The organism is Mesorhizobium sp. WSM4807 (assembly GCF_055811615.1).
In genome coordinates this window covers 14982-31961 of sequence record NZ_JBVVQY010000036.1, presented here as the reverse complement: position 1 = coordinate 31961, position 16980 = coordinate 14982, and the positions used below count along the sequence as shown (strand labels likewise).

The following is a 16980-nucleotide window of genomic DNA, read 5'->3' as shown; positions in this document are numbered from 1 at the left end:
GCAGAATGATGGCAGCAGAATGATGATTGCCGTCTATCGCTGGTTCGAGAACTGGGTCTATCCGTTCAGGGAGCCCGCGGGGCTTCGGCCACCGGTCAGCGTCAGGGGATTCCTCTGGCACTATGTCGGCCAGGCGAAGGTCGCCTTCTTCGCCATGCTGGTCATCGGCGGTATTGCGCCGCTGGTCGAGGCTGGACTGTTCTACTTCGTCGGGAGGCTGGTCGACATTCTCGACCAGCTCCCCGGCGAGCGCAGCTGGGATGCGCTGTGGACTGCCGCCGGTCCCGAACTTGTCTTCATGGCCGCCGTGGTGCTGGTCGTCCGCACCATCGTCGTCGGCCTGGCGGCGCTGGTCGACGAGCAGACCATCACCCCCGGCTTCTACAATCTGGTGCGCTGGCAGGCGCATCGCCATGTCTCGCGCCAGTCCTACGCCTTCTTCCAGAACGATTTCGCCGGGCGCATCGCGACCAAGGTCTGGCAGGCGGGGCAGGCGACCGGCGATTTGATGGAAAGCTTCATCGCGGTCGTCTGGTTCATGGTCGTCTACACGGTGACGACGCTGGTGCTGGTCGCCGGCCTCGATTTGCGGCTGGCGGTGCTGGTGGTGATCTGGATCACCGCCTTCGGCTGGCTGGCCAACCGCTATCTGCCGGCGATACGCAAGCATGCCGAGGCAACCGCCGAGGCCGGTTCGATGATCACCGGCCGCATCGTCGATTCCTATTCGAACGTGCAGACGCTGAAGCTGTTTTCCGCCGACGGCGACGATCGCTACATCAGGAGCGGTTTCGATATCTATCTCGACGCGCTGCGCCCGTTCACCCGCAGGCTGACCGGCGTGCGCATGGCGCTGACGACGCTGTCGGGGATCATGATCACCGCGATCGCCTGTTTTGCCGTCTATCTCTGGGTCGAAGGCTCGATCACAGTCGGCGCCGTCGCCTTCACATTGTCGCTGGTGTTGCGACTCAACATGCTGCTCGGCCGGCTGATGATGCAGCTCAATGGCATCCTGCGGAATCTCGGCGTGCTGGAAAACTCCAAGGCGCTGATCTCGCAGCCGCTCGGCCTGATCGACGCACCTGATGCCAGGGAGCTTGTCGTCGCCGGCGGCCGCATCGACGTGAAGCAGGTCGAGTTCCATTATGGCAAGGGCTTCGGCGTGCTCAACGGCATCGACCTCGTCGTGCGGCCGGGCGAGAAGGTCGGACTGGTCGGTCCGTCAGGGGCCGGCAAGACGACGCTGGCCAATCTGATCCTGCGCCTCTACGACCTCGAGGCCGGCAAGATCATCATCGACGGCCAGGATGTTTCAGAGGTGACGCAGGATTCGCTGCGCGCCAATATCGGCGTCGTCAGCCAGGATACCGCGCTTTTCCACCGTTCCTTGCGCGACAACATCAAGCTCGGCATGCCGGACGCGACCGACGCCGAGGTGGTCGCGGCCGCGAAGAAGGCCGAGGCGCACGACTTCATCCTCGACTTGCGCGACAATCGTGATCGCCAGGGCTACGAGGCCTTTGTCGGCGAGCGCGGCGTGAAATTGTCTGGCGGCCAGCGCCAGCGCGTGGCGATCGCCCGCGTCTTCCTCAAGGACGCGCCGATCCTGATACTCGACGAGGCGACGTCGGCGCTCGATTCCGACATCGAGGCGGCCATCCAGGAAAACCTGGCGAGGCTGATGGAGAACAAGACGGTCATCGCCATCGCGCACCGGCTGTCGACCATCGCGGCACTCGATCGCCTGGTGGTGCTCGACGGCGGCCGGATCGTCGAACAAGGCACGCATGACGAACTGGTGGCGCTCGACGGGCTCTATGGGCGGCTGTGGAAGCGGCAGTCCGGCGGCTTCCTGTTCAACGAGGAGAGCGTGCTGGAGGAGACGCGGCCGGCGGAGTAGGGCCAGATTTCAGCAAAAACCGGAGTGGATCATGTCGGTGCGAATGCCATCGAATTTCGGACGGTCGGGAGCGCGGGAGCGCGCGCTCGACCTGCTCGGCCATGAAATCCTCGGCGAAAAGGCGGCGGCGCTCGGCCGCGCCGGCCGGCGCGTAGATGAAACGCTGGCGAAGTTGCGTGAACATGGCGACAATGGCGAACATCGTGCCCGGCTGCTCAAGGACGCGGCGGAGGCCGTCCACGGCTATTTCATCCAGCGCGAATTGTGCGGCTTGCGCAAGCACGACGCGGTCATCCGGGAATACAACATCCCCAAGGCCGTGCTGGCCAGGCTCGGCGCGAAATAGACAAGAGTGTTGAAAATCCGATGGTACCGAAGACGAGATACCGATTTCGACCCGTTCCAGTCGTCCAGATTCGCTCGCGCTACGGAATAAGTTGACCCGAAGCCGCCCTTCATCAGCCCATTTCGCTGCCTGATGGCTGACATTTTTGGCAACCAGCACTGATGGCTCGGAAGCCTGCTAGCGGGGTTGAAGCCATGGACCAGCCAGCGCTCGTTCTAAGACAAGCAGTATTTCGCTGATCGTATCCATGGCCCCCCTTGCACAAAGAAATCCGTGACAATCCCGTTCTCTGGTTGTTGGCCTTTGTGCCTGCGGTGTTCGTCGCCCAAGCACTCGAGCCCGAAGCACACACGCTACTTTTTGTGCTTTCCGTGCTGGCGATCGTGCCGCTGGCCGCGCTGCTGAGCTACGCCACCGAGTCGGTGGCGACCAAGACGGGCGATACGGGTGGGCGGCCTTCTCAATGCGACGCTGGGCAACCTCACCGAACTGATCATCTACTCACTGGGTCTGGTATTCTCGCTTAAAACGCATCGGGAGTTTTTCGGCGGCGGGGATCCCCATCCGGACGCAGGCGAATCGATGTTGCCGGCGCCCGTAGCTCTGGGGACGGCGGCCTGTCTGACCGTCAAAGGTTCGGAGCGGCTTGAGACAATTTGCCGGTCTCGGGAACAAAATTTGGATCGACGACGTTTCTTCCAGTTAGTGACGACGTTTCGCATACGGCAAACATTGCCACCAGCGAGGACGCGATCATGAGGTTCCCGTCAGGCATAGCGACCTCCCTGGTCGCCACTTTTGCACTTACGAGCACTGTTCCAGTTGATGCCGCACCGATCTTCGTGCCCAGGGCACAAAGCGCGCAGTCCGATGTCATCCAAATTCGAGATGGCTGGTACAGGGGTTATCGCGGCTACCGCCACTATCGTCCGGGATACCATAGGCACAACGACTTTTGGTTCCCCGCCGGCGCATTTGTCGCTGGAGCGCTGCTCGGCAGCATGATCGCCAACAACAACGGCTACTACGGCGGGTATTACCGAAGCGGCTTCTACGGCGATCCGTATTACGGCGGACCCTATTACGGCAGACCTTATTATGGCGGATCCTATTATGGCGGATCCTATTATGGCGAACCGTATTACCGCGACCGGTATTACCGCAACCGGTATTATGGCGACCGGTATTATGGCAATGGGTATCACTCAAACAGGTCCTATCGCCCATGCTCGCCCCGGGAAGCCGATTCCGGTAATTGCTACTAGCGCGGCCTGTCGCGATACATTCTACCGCCTATCGCGAATTTGACCTTGATGTGCCCACATGGCATCATGGAATGGTAGCTGGACTGCGAAGACAAGACTTCTTGCCGCGGCGGCCGATCCCTTCAACGTGCGGCTGGCAGCCTGCCTCAGTCGACTACCCTGCTGATTTACGTCTTGCGGTTGGGTGGGCATGAATTGAGCCCAACGAACGAGATTGGCAAGACGTCGATCTGCCTCTGTGTTCTATTCTCGAACGGTTTCGAGTGGAGGAGAAAATGGCCAACATCAAAGACACAGCTTTAGACATAAATGCGGCGCCGCCGAGCGCTGAGCAACTGCGAATGGCTCTCCTAGAGGAGCAGATGGCGGAGGCAGACAAGGAAGAAAAGCTGCGAGCGCGGCAGAATGAGGAACTCACGAAGTTCACAAGCAGCTTCCTAAAGGACCAAGTGAGTGATGATGAACTTGCAATGGTTCGCCGCCTCGTGATGAATGCCGTCAAGAATGGCAAGTACGAAGCACTAGTATACAGCTTTCCGTCGGACCTTTGCACCGACAGCGGCCGGGCTATCAACAGTGCTGATCCGCAATGGACTGAAACGCTACAGGGTAAGGCCAAGCAGTTGTACGAACGTTATGTTAAGAATGCGAAGCCGCAAGGTTACAAACTCAAGGCCATGATTATTAACTTCCCCGGCGGAATCCCTGGCGACGTCGGCTTCTTCTTAAATTGGGAGCCCGAAACCAAATAGGAACCGGTAATGGTTCTGAACTGCGTGTATAGCTGGGTCAAAGCACGTCCGGCACCACGTTGCGCGGAGTTGCATCGTCCACGAAGTTGTCGGGCCGCTTCTGGCGTTTGCTGAAGTTAGGTTTTTCGAACTCGACGCGCTCATAGGGGATGGAGCTCAGAATGTGCGAAATGCAGTTGATGCGCGCGCGCTTCTTGTCGTTTGACGGCACAATCCACCAGGGCGCATGCCTTGTGTCTGTTGCACGGATCATCTCGTCGTAAGCGCGGGTGTAATCCCACCAGCGGTTGTACGATTCGACATCCATCGGGCTCAGTTTCCACTGTCGAACGGGGTCGTCGGCCCGCTGTCGGAAACGCCGCTCCTGTTCTTCCTCACTCACATCGAGGAAGTATTTGAGCAACGTTATGCCGCTTTCGACAAGGGTGGCTTCAAAACCTGGCGCCTGTTCGAGAAAGCGCCGCACCTGCTTCTCGCTACAGAAGCCCATGACGCGTTCAACGCCAGGACGGTTGTACCAGGAGCGGTCGAATATCACGATCTCGCCTCCGGCGGGCAGGTGCTGGACGTAACGCTGAATGTAGATCTGGGTCTTCTCCCGATCGGTCGGAGCCGGCAGGGCGACGACGCGGAACACTCGTGGGCTGACGCGCTCGGTGATGCGCTTGATCACGCCGCCTTTCCCGGCGGCGTCACGGCCCTCGAAAATGATCAAGATGCGGGCACCAGACTTCTTTACCCAGGCCTGAAGGTGGGAAAGCTCGACCTGCAACCGGGCGAGTTCCTTCGCATATTTTTTTCCTCCCGATTTCGCTTCCTCCGCCGGTTCGGATATCGTAGCCGCCGCCCTGTCTCTATTCTTCTTACTCATGTCTTCCTCCACTCCACTGGCACGCAGCCATTAAAATGACAGTTGGGTGACAGCAGGAGAGTCCCTGAACTGTCACGCTTGGGCCTCGAACGCATGATACGCCTCTTCGGGAATGTCGAAGACCATGTCGGAGCCAATGCGCTCGATCACGCCGGCGCGAACAAGGATATCGCGCGCTTCGGCGTGAAGCTCCGCTACGCCAAGCCTGATCCCGCGATTGCGCAATTCGTCACATAGCTCCTCCAGCATTGCCGCTGCCGAGCTGTCGATCTGGGAAATTGCACTTGCATCAATCAGCAGCCAGCGTGTGTCGGCCGGCAATTCCTCGGCAATGGACCGCAGCCGCGATGCGACGTAGTCGGTGTTGAAGAACAGCAGGCTGCCTTGAATGAGGCATACGGCGAGGCCGGGTACCTGACGGGCCTCGGGCGTTCGATGCAGTTTGTAGAAACCGTCATGGCCTGGAACACGGCCGAGCATAGCGTCGCGGGGAAACATCAGCTTGCGCAAAACATAGACCAGCGTCGCGCCGATCGCGATGACAACCCCGTTAAGGACGCCCAGACCGATCGGACCCCACATCGCAATGAGGGCGAAGACGAACTCCATGCGGCTGATGCGCCAAATCTGCCTAAGGGCGGCGAGATCTATCAGGCTGATTGCAGTAGCCGCAAGAATCGCCCCGAGCGCAGGGATCGGGATAATCCTTAGGGTCGGACCGAGAAACAGCAGTGTCGCGATCAGGGTCGCGGCAGCCACGATGCTCGTCACCTGCGAGCGTCCGCCAACGGTAAGGTTGACCGCCGTGCGCGAGTCGGAGGCCGTCACCGGGAAGGCGCCGAAAAGGCCCGCCCCTATGTTCGCAGCGCCAAATCCGATGAGTTCGCGGTTTGGATCGACCGGGTAGCCGCCTATTGCCCCAAAGCTGCGGGCCGTAATGATGCCGGCGCCGTAGCTCACGAGGAAGATCGCCGCGGCGCCGAGGGCCAATGTCTGGATCGGAAGGTCAGCAATCGCTGGCAACGACAACGAGGGCAACCCTGTCGGAATATCGCCGACTACGGCGATGCCGCGTCCTTCAAAGTCGAAAACGGCCGAAAGCACTACGGAGAGAACCACGACCAGCACTGGCCCGGGAACCGGAAAACGCATGGCCCGCGCGATCTGCAACAAACCGAACATCCCCAAGGCCAGCAGAAGAGACGGCCAATGTATCGATCCGGCCTTGCGCAGAAGTTCGAGGACCGGTGCGAGCAGGCCTTCCGCCTCGATCTTGACTCCGGTGAAGCGACCGATTTGGCCGATCAGGATCGAAAGCGAGATGCCGATGAAGAACCCCGTCAGGATGGGACGCGACAGGAAGGTTGCAAGAATGCCGAGCCGAAGCACCCACGCCGCCAGGCAAAACAAACCGACGCCAAGCGCGAGGATTGCTGCGATCGCAGTTCGGTCCACTTCGAGCCCGACTGGCACGTTCGCGGTAACCGCGACCAAAACCGCCGCAAGCACCGTCATCGTAGCCGCGTCCGGACCGACTATGAGCTGACGCGAGGGGCCAAAGATCGCGTAGGCAACCAGCGGCGCGATGCTCGCGTAGATGCCGGTCTCAGGCGGCAGGCCCGCTATCGCAGGATAGGCGATAGCACTGGGAAGCCCAACCGCGGCAACTGCAAGCCCGGCAGAGACATCGCTCCGCACCCAGCCCGGTTGATAACCGGAAAGGCTCGTAAGCACGGGAAGGCGCAAGCCCACCGGGTTGAATCCTTAGCTGGCATAGCTATTTTATTAGCTTCAGCTACTCTATAGCCTTGCACCGGGCCTGACAACACTCGGCCATGAGCGAGATCGAGCTAAAATTTCTCCTCGACGAACTGACCTCGAGCGAGCTTTGGGGGCGCGCGAAGGCGCTGAAGCTGGCCAGCGGCAGCCCAAAAACGAGAACGCTCAGAAGCATCTATTTGGACACTCCCGAACACGCGCTGAAGAAGGCGGGGATCGCGTTAAGGCTCCGGCGCGACGGGCGGCGATGGATACAGACTGTCAAGACCAGGGCCGAGCTGCATGGCGGCCTCTCGCAGGTTGGCGAGGTGGAGAACCCGGCTCCGGGTGGGCGGCTGTGTCTCGAAGCGATTCCGGACGCAGCAGTCCGAGAGGAGGTCGTCCATCGCGTGAGTGGCGCGCCGCTTCAACCGGTCTGCGAGACCGTGATCAGGCGCTCCGCCAGCGAACTTTCGCTTGACGACGGCACACGCGCGGAGTTGGCAATCGACGTCGGCGAAATCCGCGCCGGCGAGCGCTCGGCCAAGTTGCATGAAGTGGAGATCGAACTCATCGAGGGCAGCCCCGGCGGGTTGTTCGACATCGCACACGCGCTGTTTCCCGATGGGGGCTTGAGGTTCTCCCGGCTTTCCAAGGCGGCGCGCGGCTATCTGCTCGCCGAACAGGGATGGATCGATCCGCCGCTCGCGCCCCGCAATGCCGAGGACGTTGCACTCGATCGGGCTCAGATCGCCGAGCAGGCGGCACGCGACGTCCTTCGCGAGTGCCTCGATCAGGTCGCCACGAATGTCGTGGTGATCCGGGAGCTGGACGATCCCGAAGGGCCGCACCAGTTGCGGATCGGCCTGCGCCGATTGCGAAGCGCGTTCTCTGTCTGCGCTTCCGTTCTGAAGAGCCCGGAAATGACGCGGCTCAGCATGGAAGCCCGCTGGCTTGGCCAGGAGGTCGGGCGTCTCAGGGATATCGATGTGGTGGCGAACAATATCGTACGGCGGGAGGCCGAGGCCCACGCGGATGAACCGGGTCTGCCGCCCCTTGCCGATGCTCTCTCGAGGCAGGCGGGGGGACTGCGCGATCACCTTCGCAAGGTTCTCCCCGACGCGCGCGTGCAGGCGTTCCTGATCGATCTGGCGCGGTTCGTGGAGACCCGAGGCTGGCTCGTTCCGCAGGATTTCGACCAGACCGGACGGCTGGCGGCGCCGGTCGCGGAGTTGGCCAGCCAAGCGCTCGGCAAGCGCTGGAAGAAGGTTGGCAAGCGTGCACGCGGACTTGAGACACTGACAGTGGAGCAGCGCCACGAGTTGCGGAAGGAGCTAAAAAAATTGCGCTATGCGGTCGAGTTCTTCTCTCCCTTGTACCCGGCCAAGCGTGTCGATCCATTCCTGAAACGCTTGAAGAAACTTCAGACGGTCTTCGGCGATCTGAACGATGCGGCGACCGTCAGAACCATGCTGTCGGGAGCGGAAGCGCCCGGCGCTGGTGATCCGAACACGCAGCGTGCCGTCGGATGGGTGATCGGGGCGAGCCAGGCGCGCGCCGAATTTGGCTGGGTCGGCGCAAAGGCCTTGTGGCGAAACCTCGAAGAGACCCGCGCCTTCTGGAAGTGACGGGCCGGTTTGTTGCCTGATGCTGCTATGTGGTAACTTTCCGAACACCGGCAAGCGACAATGAGCAGCAATCGCAGCTTGATGCCGAACCGTACCTCTGACCGCCCGGCATAACGGGCACTAGCCTAAAATAGGCACGTTCTCGGAAGAGATCAGGCAACGGCGGCAATGAGGCGCGATCGCGTCATTGCTCGACTCGACGCGAAATCGTGAACCTCGCCTTTCCATTTTCCTGGCAGAAGGTCATGAAAGCCGTGGAAGGTCGTCGTTCGCCTTCTCGGGAAGACGGAGCGAGAAGCGGCAATAAGGAGGCATTTCAGTTCGCCTTTCGCTATCCCGCCAGTGCAAGCAGCTTCTGATAGCGGGGATGGCTACGGATAGGGTCAAGATCGGAATCGTTCTTGAACCGCAGCCTTAGGTCAGGCCCCACCTGCTGCAAGTACGTCTCCAGAAGGTCGATCGCTCGGTCGGGCTCCCCCAGCAACGAATAGACACAAGCAGCGTTGTAGCGAGCACCACTGTCGTCGGGGGTGAACCGCCCGCCGCGACGACATCAAGCTCTAGCCGCCGATTTGGCGTTGGTGTGCCGCCCACCACAAGGCGCGCACGCGTGCCGGCTTCATCGCGTTTCCCCAAGCGGTTCTTGATCATCACCGTCGCCTATCCACGTGTTGAAGAGCGTATAGGCGACCGCCAGAACCGTCGGGCCGATGAAAATGCCCAGTATGCCAAACGCTACCAGGCCGCCGATAACGCCGGCCAGGATAAGCAACATGGGTAAGTCGGCGCCTCTGCGGATGAGAACAGGGCGAATAAATTGGTCCATCGTCGCGGCGACGATGGTGAAGGCCAGCAACACCGTCGCCCAAAGCGTGTCGCCCGAATAATACATCCAGATCACTGCCGGAGCCATTACCAGGACCGGACCGAGCTGGATCAGACACAAAATGAAGATCAATGCCATGAGCACGGCGGCATAGGGCACGCCGGCTACGGCCAGCCCGATACCCGCTACGGCGCTTTGCGCAACGGCGGTAACCACTACGCCTAAGGCCACACTTCGGATCGCCTGGCCGGCCAGCCTTACCGCGGTCTCTCCACGAACGCCGCCCAGCCGGCGACCGAAGAGAATTGCGGTGGCGGCGGCCCGTTCACCGCCCGAATACATGATCGCGGCAATCGCGGTCGTCAGCAGGAAATGTATGAACATGCCACCCAAACTTCCGGTGGCTGACGCGAACCAGTAGGTCAGCGTTCCGGCATAAGGGGTCAGTCTTTGGACCAGTTCCTGAACGCCCGCCGAGTTCAGTTTCTCCCATGCTTCGGCAGCGCGTGCTCCAACCAGGGGCACTCCCTCCAGCCAGCTGGGTGGCGGTGGCAGTCGCATCGACAGGATAGTCCGGACCAGGTCGCCAACCTTGTCGATGTTCGCGATGACCGTGCTGAGCGCCAGCCAGAAGGGCACGATCACAAGCAGCAGCAAGGTCAGCGTCATGATCAGGACGGCAAGGCCGCGGCGGTTGCCGGTATGGCGCTGCAACCAGAGCATGAGCGGCCAGGTGGCAAGCACCAACGTCGTGGCCCATACGATCGCCGGCAGAAACGGCTGCATCACCCAGACGCTGGCGATGAGAAGACTGCCGATGAACAGCACCGCCAGCGTGACGCGGGTGAGATCCTGACGAGGTTGGACGAGGGAACGCGAACCGTCCGAATCCATTATCTGCCCTCCCAACGCCGCTCGCCTATCTTTCTCACGTCATGTTCTCCAAGTCCGCTCCTAGCGCGCCCGGTCAGCCCATCCTTGGTGTTCACCTCTGGTATTCGCCCTGACGGAACCACGGCCCGCCTACCTGCCTAGATTTGCGGCGGTAGAAGGTAGATCGTCATGGCGAAGATCAGATAGACCATCAGCAGGAGCACTCCGACGAACCATGCGGAACGTCCGTTATTGGTCATCAGAAATGCCGTTATCGTCGCGATAAGCACCATGACGACCGCGCCCGGCCAGAACAGAAGGTCCATCGGAGCAGGGCCGATGACATAGCTGAGGAGCACCATCATCGGGGCAACGAAAAGCGCGATCTGTGATGCGGCCCCAAGCGCAATGCCCACGCTCAGGTCCAGCCGGTTCCTTCGCGCGCCGGCAAACGCCGCCGCCATCTCGGCGGAACCGCCCACCAACGCAACGACGATGAAACCCACGAAGGCGGGGGTCATGCCGAACGCGACCGCAGCCTCCTGCACCGACTCGACGAACATTTCGCTTACCAGAGCAACAAGCACTGTCACCGCTGCCAACGTTCCGAGAGCCAGGCCCATCGGCCACGCTTCGCCTTCTTCCGCATGGGCTGTTCCGCTGAAAAGTTCTCGATGGGTCTTCAGTGAGAAGACCAGGCCCATCGCGTAGGCGCCGATGAGCAGCACCGACAATCCAACGCTCAACTGCTGGGTGAACGCGGACGTGGCAACGGAATCGACTTGCGCCACCATGGACGGGGTCACCATCGCGATCGTAGCGAGGAACAGCAGGCTGGTTTGCAGCCTGGCGCTGACCCTGTTGTACTCCTGCACATGATACTTGATACCGCCTAGCAGGAACGAGGCGCCCAACATGAACAGAGTATTGGCGACGATTGCTCCGGCGATAGAAGCCTTCACCAACGTGTACTGGCCGGCTTGCAGCGCAGCCAGCGCAATGACCAGTTCCGTCAGGTTTCCCAACGTGGCATTCAGCAGCCCGCCGACCGTATCGCCCGTCTTGGACGCGACCGACTCGGTAGCCGCGCTCAGCAAGGTGGCCAGCGGTACAATCGCCAGCACAGAGAGCACAAAGAGCAGCGTGTGCGCTTCCGGCTCCAATTGCCGGACGACGAATACCACCGGAACAAACGCCAAAAGCCAGAGAACGACGTTGCTACGGATCTCTTTGATCAAGGGGCCCATTTCCAGCCTCATTCAGGAGATTGCGCTCAGCCGCCCTCAGCGCCTGCACGGCGACCGCCGCAACGAGGCCTGTCATCACTATGCCGGCAAAACCGATTGCTATCGCCAGTAACCGCGTCAGAAGGTGCTGCGGCGAGAAATCGCCGTAGCCGATCGTAAGACCCGTCACGAAGGTGAAGTACAGAGCTTCGTCGACGCGCCAATTTTCAATACGCCCGATGATCAGCCCGCATCCCGCCATGGCGAGAAGGATGCCGGAGAAGATCGGCCAGACCACGCGAAGCTGCTGCACGAGCGCATAAAAGAAGCTGCGTCTCAACTGCCGCGATTGGGGCTTGCCGGGTAATCCTACTGCCACCGAAGTCCCTTTCTCAGGTCGGATTTCAGTTCGCCATCCGCCCACGATCACCGTCCCCCAGGTTGTGAGCAGGATGTGGCCGATCGGAACCGCCGGCGTATAGCCAAGGACGGCAACCGGACTACCCGAGCGGTCCTGCACCGCCGCCATGCCGGCGGTCATGGTCTGCGCCCCAGCCAGTCCTCCTCCCAGGAGCAGTATGGGGTTCATACGGAGCAGGTAGTGCCCGAGGTACAGTCCCGGCCCCACCGAAGAGAGGGAAGCGCATACGCAGATGCCCGACAACCAGTCCTGCCAGCAGCGCCCTCAGCGACGGAGAAATCGTGATCCCAAGCTGCCTAACGATGACGGCTGCAATGGGGGTCGCTGTCACCGCTCCTAAGCCGAGATCTTCATACATAAAGGGGCAGAAATAATAGCAAATGGCTAGAGACATGAGGGTCAATATTTCAGGACAGCTGCGAAGCGTGCTCACGAACCCATTCAACCATGATACCCTCCTGTTGCAGGTTCAATACTAGAACAAGCGGCCAGAAGTTCTCCGATTGCTTCCGCCGCTAAGGTAAATTGTACGAAAATTGTCTAATGAAACCGCTGATTGTAATGCCAGTTAATTTGAAGTCGTACAATACACCCTTGCGTGCCTGATTCAAGGTGTTATCATGTGTGTCTAAAAACTGCGCGAGAAAGTAGTTTAACAATAGAGAGTTGAGGGCCATTGAAGGGGTGTTCCTGTGGCGCATCAATTTTCCAGTGAGTTTGGCTCTGTTCCGAGCTTGAAGCGACGGCTCACCCCGTGTGACCGGTTAAACCATACCGATGCCGCGCAAAAGGTTTCCAGTGCAAGCCATATTCGCGAACGCTCCAACAGCGGTGGCGCGGGCGGAATGCTGGACAGATGCAGATCGGACGCGCAAGGACTGCCTCTGGATGTTCAGCCCAACGCGAATTTTGCGGCTTACTATCGGAACCCCTCGATTTCGAATTCTGGCTGCGCAAATACCAAGGCGAGGAAATGGTCACATGGTTGAAGAAGAATGTTCATCCGCTGGACCTGATCTATCGCCTGGCGGAAAACCACTCGATCGTGCTGCTCAATGGCGGGGGTTTCGAGGCTCCCAACTGGAGCGTGCGTGTCTCCATCGTCAATCTCCAGGACGATATCCATGACGACATAGGTCGCGCCGTCCGCGCGGTTGGGCGGAGCTACGTCGACACTTTCGACGCCGCGCAAAAGAAATAGCTTGGCGATCGCAACTGTAGGAGCAGCCAGATGACCCATTGGTCCAGGTTCGGCCTCGTTTCAGTCGGCCTTGCGGCCCTTCTGCTTCTTTCCGCGCCGTTCGGTGCGCCTGCCTACGGCCAGACCCCCACTCCGACTCCGCGGCCGGCGGCCGACAGCGAACCGGCCGCCGTCACTGAGGAGCCTGCTCCTCTCACGCTCGACGAACTGAAGGTCCTGACCGCGCCGATCGCGCTTTATCCCGACGATCTCGTCGCGCTCACCATCGCGGCTTCGCTCTATCCGCTACAGATCGTGCAGGCGGCCCGCTTCCTCGACGAAAAGGCGAAGTCTCCCGACCTCGAGCCGAGCGACAAATGGGATGGCAGCGTGATCTCGCTGCTCAACTATCCCGAGATCGTGAAGATGATGAACGACGACCTCGAATGGACCGAACAGTTGGGCAATGCGGCCGCCAACCAGCAGAAGGATCTGCTCGTCGCCATCCAGCAGTTGCGCGACGAGGCCGTGGCCAAGAACTACTTGAAGACGACGGAACAGGTGCAGGTTGTCAACGAAGGCGACAATGTCGTTATCAGGTCTGCTGATCCGCAGACCGTCTATATCCCGACCTATCCCCCCGAAATGCTGTACGAGCCCGACTACGTCATAGCGGGCGACCCGATCGCCTACGACCCGTACCCCTCCTACTACTATCCGACGGCGCCCTACTGGGCCGCGCTTGCCACTGGTGCGATGTGGGCCGCTGTGGTCGACTGGGACGACTGGGGAACCTGGGGCGGCGACGTGGATCTCGACGTCGATATCGGCGACAACATCGATATCGATTTCGACAATATCGACATCGACAATATCGACATCGACAGACTGAAGGACCTCGATCTCAAGAACATCGACCGCGACAAGATCAATCTCAAGAACGCGAACATCGACCGCGACAAGCTCAAGCAGAACCTGAAGAGCAAGGACTTCAACAACATTGCCAGCAAGGCCAAGGACCGCCGGGAGTCGGGCAAGGGCAAGCAGGCGCGGGCGCATGACCTCAAGGGAAAGGATGTCCGCAAGAATGTCGCCGAAGGTTTGAAGGACCGGCCGCAGGCCAAGCTGCCGAAGTCGGGGACCAAGCGGCCCGATGCAAAACGCGTCTCGGACCAGCACAGGAAGGCGAAACCGGCGGCCAACAAACCTGCGGCGAAGAAAGTCGCTCAGAAAAAGTCCTCCAGGAAAAAGCCGGCTGCGCGCGCCGACAATCGTCCGCGCAAGCCGTCGGCGATGGGGAATCCGCGACCTGGCAGGGTTGCGACCAACCATTCGAACCGCGGTGCCTATAGCCGGGGTGGCGGCCATCGCCAGGTGCAGAGCAGAGGTGGAAGAGGAGGGGGCGGAGGCGGACGAGGCGGAGGCGGACGAGGCGGAGGCGGACGAGGCGGAGGACGCCGGTAGCAACTGCCGTATCGTGTGCGACATCCGGCTTATTTCAGGAACATGATCATGATCCGATACCTCATTACCGCAACTCTCGCACTTTCGCTCGGCGTTCCCGCACTTTCGGCCGGCGGCGCCCAGGAAGCACAGACCAGCACCACGCAGGATTTCGATGCCTTCATCGGCGAGACGCCCACGCCGTTCGCAACAGTCGACGAACTCGTCGAGGCGTTCCGCAAAGCGCTGGAGGAAAATGACAAGGAGGCCGTCGCCTCGCTTCTCGGACTGTCGCCCAGCGAAGTGCTGAAGTCGAAGGAAGTGGAGGCGAGCTTTCCGGAAATCCGCGAAGAGGCGGCGAAGGGCATCGCCGTCAAGGAACTGGCATCCGACCGCCGCTCGCTTCTTCTTGGTAACCAGGTATGGCCGTTTCCATTCCCTGTCGTGCAGACAGAGGGCAAATGGGCGTTCGATACGATAGCCGGGCTGGAAGAAGTCATCAACCGCAGGATCGGCGAGAACGAACTGACCACCGTCGCCAATCTGCGCGCCTATGTAGAGGCCCAGGAGGATTACAAGGAAACCGACTGGGACGAGGATGGCGTCGGCGAATATGCTCAGAAGCTGATCAGCACGCCCGGGACATATGACGGGCTCTATTGGCAACCCGGCGACGGCGTGCCGGAAAGCCCGTTCGGTTCGCTGATCAGCCAGGCCGAGTTGGCGACGGCCGCCGAGGACGGCTATTTCGGATACCGCTACCGCATATTGAACGGTCAAGGCGCTAACGTCGCCGGCGGCCAGTACGACTACGTCATCAACGGCAACATGATCGCCGGCTTTGGGCTGATCGCGATGCCTGCCGAATACGACCGCACAGGCATCATGACCTTCGTCGTAAACCAGTACGGCACAGTCTACGAAAAGGACCTGGGGCCCGATACGGCGGCGCTCGCCGAAAAGATCACGGCGTTCGATCCAGACGACAGTTGGGCCGTAGTCAACGATCCGGGCGAGTGAGCAGGCCCATGCACATCCCGGATGCGTGCCTTGGGACTAGACGGCTGTCGCGTACCCTGCATTCAGAAGGGGGCCCCTAGTGAAAACGATAGCCCTGCTTCCTGTTATCACCTATCCCGAACCCAACCCTGAAATGGTAGTGCCCAGGGCGGTCGCGATGGCGGCGGCCCTCGGCGCGCAACTGCATGCGTTGGCCATCAACGTAGAGATCCGAAACATCTCGAATGCGCTGTCGCGGAGGCTGGTCGACGTCCCCAAAATGACGCGGGAGGCCGAAGCGCTGTGCAGGGATCGCGGCGAAGCGTTTCTAGCAAAGGTTGTGCTGGGAGCGAAGCGGGCAGGCGTGGACTCAACCACCGGCGCGGTCGCGTCGAGCGCTCCCTTGCTGAATGACACCGCTGCAATTCAAGCGCGTTACTATGATCTCGTTCTCTGCGCCTGGGAGGCGAACAACCCCACGAGCAGGACGACCGCGCAGGCCATTATCTTCGGGTCGGGAAGGCCGACGATCCTTCTGCCAGAGGTCGAGCCGGCAAGGAAGCTGGACAAAGTCGCTATTGCCTGGGACGGCAGCCGTGTTGCGGCTCGTGCCGTGGCGGATGCACATCAGGTGTTGCGCCGCGCTTCCAAGATTACGGTGCTCACCGTGACGGGCGAGAAGTCCCTGCAGGAGACGGACGCCGCCCAACGCTTTGCTCAAGGGCTGAACCTACGCGGGCTGTCAGCCGAGGCCATGCCATTCGTATCCGAGGATTGCCCGGTCGAGGTGTCGCTTCAGAAGCGAGCGATCGAAATCGGCGCCGACCTGATGATCATGGGAGCGTTCGGTCACACCAGACTGAGGGATTTCGTGCTCGGTGGGGCTACGAAAGGCATCCTGTCGGACGTCCGGCTGCCGATAATGCTTTCGCATTGATCGTGTCGGTGATTTAACTGAGAGAAACGGAGCTATGGCGTATTGCCTTGTCGGGATCAAATGAATGAAGTTGAGTTGACGATCGCTATTGAGCAGGTGCGGTTGTCGGGGCTTAATTGCAACCGGGTGCTCAAGGGACGGTAATCAATGGAAAATATTTGCCTGAAGGCGCGTTGGCTGTTTACAGGGGCAGCTTTCGCTGTCATTGCGCAATCGTCGCTTGCCTGCATGTATAGCCCTGAAGCACATGCCCAAGAGGGATCGTTCGAGGACTTTCCTTTCTTGGTGCGTTGTGAATTAAGCGGCATCGTTCGTGCTTACTACTTGTCAAAAATTGGTCCAGACGGGGTTGCCGTTTATATAACCCCCGACAATCAGGCCGGCACAATCACCATGCGAGGCAAGGCCGAGCCAGTTGGCGGAGATTGGGCGGGAAGTTGCGCCGGAAAAACACTTGAGCAACTAAGGTCGGCAGGCCAAGCGTATGACTTGCCGCATTGATCCCTTGAGACGCCGTTGTTGCTCCGCGTTATGTCGGTTCAAATCCCGTTC

At 60.3% G+C, this 16980-nt stretch carries 15 protein-coding genes and 2 pseudogenes; 11 read left to right on the top strand and 6 right to left on the bottom strand.

Going from position 1 to position 16980, the window contains the following annotated elements; all coding sequences use genetic code 11:
* Positions 1 to 19 precede the first annotated feature (19 nt).
* The 5 genes and pseudogenes from AC0L3N_RS29735 to AC0L3N_RS29715 all read left to right on the top strand — a co-directional run bounded on the left by AC0L3N_RS29735 (position 20) and on the right by AC0L3N_RS29715 (position 4266).
* Positions 20 to 1903, top strand: a complete 1884-nt coding sequence (locus AC0L3N_RS29735) for an ABC transporter ATP-binding protein (RefSeq protein WP_473551107.1) — start codon at positions 20 to 22, stop codon at positions 1901 to 1903.
* Positions 1904 to 1934: 31 nt separating this feature from the next.
* A complete protein-coding gene (locus AC0L3N_RS29730) occupies positions 1935 to 2249 on the top strand; it encodes a DUF6665 family protein (RefSeq protein ID WP_473551089.1) in 315 nt (104 codons plus the stop codon).
* 257 nt (positions 2250 to 2506) lie between these two features.
* A pseudogene (locus AC0L3N_RS29725) lies at positions 2507 to 2747 on the top strand (calcium/proton exchanger); the annotation flags it as partial.
* Positions 2748 to 3004: 257 nt separating this feature from the next.
* A complete protein-coding gene (locus AC0L3N_RS29720; RefSeq protein ID WP_473551087.1) occupies positions 3005 to 3514 on the top strand; it encodes a BA14K family protein in 510 nt (169 codons plus the stop codon).
* A gap of 275 nt (positions 3515 to 3789) precedes the next feature.
* Positions 3790 to 4266, top strand: a complete 477-nt coding sequence (locus AC0L3N_RS29715) for a histidine kinase (RefSeq protein ID WP_473551086.1) — start codon at positions 3790 to 3792, stop codon at positions 4264 to 4266.
* Between the two features lie 37 nt (positions 4267 to 4303).
* Here AC0L3N_RS29715 and ppk2 read toward each other — a convergent pair whose 3' ends face one another.
* Together ppk2 and AC0L3N_RS29705 are read right to left on the bottom strand one after the other, a co-directional pair.
* On the bottom strand, positions 4304 to 5137 hold the full coding sequence (gene ppk2 / locus AC0L3N_RS29710; protein WP_473551084.1) for a polyphosphate kinase 2: 834 nt from the start codon (positions 5135 to 5137) through the stop codon (positions 4304 to 4306).
* A 72-nt stretch (positions 5138 to 5209) separates the two neighbouring features.
* Positions 5210 to 6889, bottom strand: a complete 1680-nt coding sequence (locus AC0L3N_RS29705; protein WP_473551083.1) for a SulP family inorganic anion transporter — start codon at positions 6887 to 6889, stop codon at positions 5210 to 5212.
* A gap of 83 nt (positions 6890 to 6972) precedes the next feature.
* Between AC0L3N_RS29705 and AC0L3N_RS29700 the strand changes: the two genes are divergently transcribed.
* Complete coding sequence (locus AC0L3N_RS29700; protein WP_473551082.1) at positions 6973 to 8523, top strand: CYTH and CHAD domain-containing protein; 1551 nt, start codon at positions 6973 to 6975, stop codon at positions 8521 to 8523.
* A 331-nt stretch (positions 8524 to 8854) separates the two neighbouring features.
* On the opposite strand, the pseudogene AC0L3N_RS29695 reads toward AC0L3N_RS29700, so the two are convergent.
* The 4 genes and pseudogenes from AC0L3N_RS29695 to AC0L3N_RS29680 form a co-directional block, all read right to left on the bottom strand.
* A pseudogene (locus tag AC0L3N_RS29695) lies at positions 8855 to 9037 on the bottom strand (TPR end-of-group domain-containing protein); the annotation flags it as partial.
* A gap of 105 nt (positions 9038 to 9142) precedes the next feature.
* Complete coding sequence (gene ydiK / locus AC0L3N_RS29690; RefSeq protein ID WP_473551080.1) at positions 9143 to 10243, bottom strand: AI-2E family transporter YdiK; 1101 nt, start codon at positions 10241 to 10243, stop codon at positions 9143 to 9145.
* A gap of 137 nt (positions 10244 to 10380) precedes the next feature.
* The gene (gene cax / locus AC0L3N_RS29685) at positions 10381 to 11469 is read right to left on the bottom strand and encodes a calcium/proton exchanger (RefSeq protein ID WP_473551079.1); all 1089 of its coding nucleotides are present in this window, start codon (positions 11467 to 11469) and stop codon (positions 10381 to 10383) included.
* Positions 11441 to 12076 carry a potassium channel family protein gene (locus AC0L3N_RS29680; RefSeq protein ID WP_473551105.1) on the bottom strand — a complete coding sequence of 212 codons (636 nt, stop codon included), beginning with the start codon at positions 12074 to 12076 and terminating at the stop codon, positions 11441 to 11443. The genes cax and AC0L3N_RS29680 overlap by 29 nt, the downstream gene beginning before the upstream one ends.
* Before the next feature lie 766 nt (positions 12077 to 12842).
* On the opposite strand from AC0L3N_RS29680, the gene AC0L3N_RS29675 reads away from it, so the two are divergent.
* The 5 genes from AC0L3N_RS29675 to AC0L3N_RS29655 all read left to right on the top strand — a co-directional run bounded on the left by AC0L3N_RS29675 (position 12843) and on the right by AC0L3N_RS29655 (position 16929).
* Positions 12843 to 13070: a hypothetical protein gene (locus tag AC0L3N_RS29675; RefSeq protein ID WP_473551077.1), complete on the top strand. Its 228-nt coding sequence runs from the start codon at positions 12843 to 12845 to the stop codon at positions 13068 to 13070.
* A gap of 30 nt (positions 13071 to 13100) precedes the next feature.
* Positions 13101 to 14513 carry a DUF3300 domain-containing protein gene (locus AC0L3N_RS29670; protein WP_473551076.1) on the top strand — a complete coding sequence of 471 codons (1413 nt, stop codon included), beginning with the start codon at positions 13101 to 13103 and terminating at the stop codon, positions 14511 to 14513.
* Between the two features lie 48 nt (positions 14514 to 14561).
* Positions 14562 to 15512, top strand: a complete 951-nt coding sequence (locus AC0L3N_RS29665; protein ID WP_473551074.1) for a DUF2950 domain-containing protein — start codon at positions 14562 to 14564, stop codon at positions 15510 to 15512.
* A gap of 79 nt (positions 15513 to 15591) precedes the next feature.
* The gene (locus AC0L3N_RS29660) at positions 15592 to 16428 is read left to right on the top strand and encodes a universal stress protein (RefSeq protein ID WP_473551073.1); all 837 of its coding nucleotides are present in this window, start codon (positions 15592 to 15594) and stop codon (positions 16426 to 16428) included.
* Between the two features lie 147 nt (positions 16429 to 16575).
* On the top strand, positions 16576 to 16929 hold the full coding sequence (locus AC0L3N_RS29655) for a hypothetical protein (protein WP_473551072.1): 354 nt from the start codon (positions 16576 to 16578) through the stop codon (positions 16927 to 16929).
* The last annotated feature ends 51 nt before the right edge of the window (positions 16930 to 16980 follow it).